The following is a 2,401-nucleotide window of genomic DNA, read 5'->3' on the forward strand; positions in this document are numbered from 1 at the left end:
TCATACGTCGAAATATCAATCTCCACTTTCTTTCTCAAGATCAATACCTCAAACTTCTCTGTTAGTTTAAATTTCCATAACTTATTTATATAAGTAAATATCTCTTCTAGTACTTCGGGAAGAGCTACAACCAATGAGAAAAAAAGAACGGCTACAATAATTGGAGTTGTATTAAGATTATCAATTGAAGTGCCTTGAATGGAATTTACCAGAAGCCCTAAAGAATAAGCTTTGATGTAAGGGACCTGGGCAATTGCTAATCCCAGTAAAACTATGATGGAAGTATAGTTAGGAGTATACTTGAAAGAGTACTTAAGACAAGCTCTGGTGCTTATCCAATATTCTTTTAGGAAAACGAACATGGAATGTATCATGAGAATAAAATCATGTAAGCTGGATCATAGAATCACTCTTTCTAAAAAAATCTCAAATGACCAGGTATTTGATACAAGATTGCCCATAACTATAATAATTATCCATCAAAATAATGATCCTAAATTCAATATTTTCCAAAAGAAAGCAATCCATTTCGTATTCCTCAAATAATTTTTGATTTCTTGATAATGTGTAATAATTAATTGATAAGGAATTTCTTATTTTTACTACTAAATGATAGTTCGAGATGTGTCAAACCTAAGCCTCTAAGATTAATCTGTTCTTTATTTAGCAATGTTTTCCTGTATTTGAGTTTCATCATTTATTAATAAAAGATTACCCTATTTTGTACATTGCATTTGTAACCTTAAAATCCCTCTAAATGTGCGGAATCACTGGGTTTTGGAGGCCAGAAGGTCTTGAGGATGAAGATCTTGAAATTCTAAAAAAAATGACTCATAAACTGAAACATCGTGGACCCGATGGTTTCGGTTATCACATCAATAAATCAAGTGGACTTGCTATTGGGCATTCAAGGTTGTCGATAGTTGATCTTCGATTTGGAAAACAACCTCTTGTCAGCAAAGAGCATGAAACAGTTGTTTCAATTAACGGAGAATTCTATGACTATAAGAAGATTAGGACGAAACTTCAGTTAGAGGGCTTTAAGTTCTCTACAAAAAGTGATTCGGAAATTGTTTTACCATTATATGCAAAATATGGACTTTCTTTTGTTGAGCATTTACGTGGAGAGTTTGCAATTTCAATGTTTGACGAAAAACGTAACCGATTGATATTAATAAGGGATCGATTTGGTGTTAAACCTCTATATTATCATATAACTCCAAATTGTATTTATTGGGCTTCTGAGATGAAGTCTTTATTTACCCACCCACGAATTCAGGCTAAGTTCGATAATCAAGGCATTATTCATCAGTTGATGTATCAAATGGTTCCTGGCAAAACACTATTTAAGGATGTCTATTCATTGAAGCCGGGACATATGTTGATAATAGATGGTTTTAAAGGTGAATTAGAAGTAAGAGAATATAAATATTGGGATTTAGATTTCCCTGAAAAGGACTACTATGAAAGAAGTAAATCTGACGAATATTACATCGAAAAATTACAAGAGGAATTAACACGCGCAGTAGATTTACGTCTTGATGCAGACGTTCCTGTTGGCTGCTATCTATCTGGGGGACTTGATAGTTCTATTTTGACAAGTTTGGCTTCGACAATGAGTCAATCATCCGTTAAAGCATTCACTTTATCGTTTGATCATCGAAACTTTGATGAGTCTAAAATAGCGAGTTTAATGGCTCAGCATGTTGGAGCTGAACATACAATAATTCCAATAAAAGCCAATCATCTTTATGGTGAAAATTATGTTAAAACACTCTGGCACGGTGAAAGAACTTTTTACAATACACTCGGAGCCGCAAAATTACAGATGAGCAAAGTGGTTAAATCGGCTAATTGCCCAGTTGTGTTGACTGGAGAGGGGGCTGATGAATTGTTCGGAGGATACTTACAATTCAAGCTAGATTTATTAAGGCATATAAATTGGGAAAATGCATCAAAAGCGGAAAGAACCTTAGGTAAAGAAGAATTGTATGATGAATTAACCTCAAAATTCACAAAGTCCTATCTGTTTAATAAAATTCAAAGCAATCAAGCTATGAATTCAGTTTGCGGCTTTACTCCATCATGGCTTCATTCATGGGTATCACATCTATCTATTGTTAGGCCACTACTTCACGATAATATTCAAAATGATACTAAGAACTATGATCCAATGGAGGTTCTTGCAGATAATATAGATCAAGATCAGGTAAAGGGACGTCATCCATTAGATATTGCTCAATACACTTGGATCAAGATAATGATGGAGGGTAACCATTTGAGTTGGGCAGGAGACAGAGTTGATATGGCAAACTCAATTGAATCAAGACCAGTTTTCTTAGATCACCGCGTGGTCGAAGTTGCTCGTGAGATCCCACCTTGGTTAAGGGTGAATCGTGGA

General features: G+C 34.7%; 2 protein-coding genes. One reads left to right on the forward strand and one right to left on the reverse strand.

Going from position 1 to position 2,401, the window contains the following annotated elements; translation table 11 throughout:
• The coding region (locus ABJG98_RS05395) for a hypothetical protein (RefSeq protein WP_348278463.1) at positions 1-362 on the reverse strand (362 nt) is incomplete at its 3' end.
• Positions 363-757: 395 nt separating this feature from the next.
• Between ABJG98_RS05395 and asnB the strand changes: the two genes are divergently transcribed.
• On the forward strand, positions 758-2,401 hold a 1,644-nt coding region (gene asnB, locus ABJG98_RS05400; protein ID WP_348278464.1), incomplete at its 3' end, for an asparagine synthase (glutamine-hydrolyzing).

This window comes from Ekhidna sp. (genome assembly GCF_039960695.1).
GTDB lineage: Bacteria > Bacteroidota > Bacteroidia > Cytophagales > Cyclobacteriaceae > Ekhidna.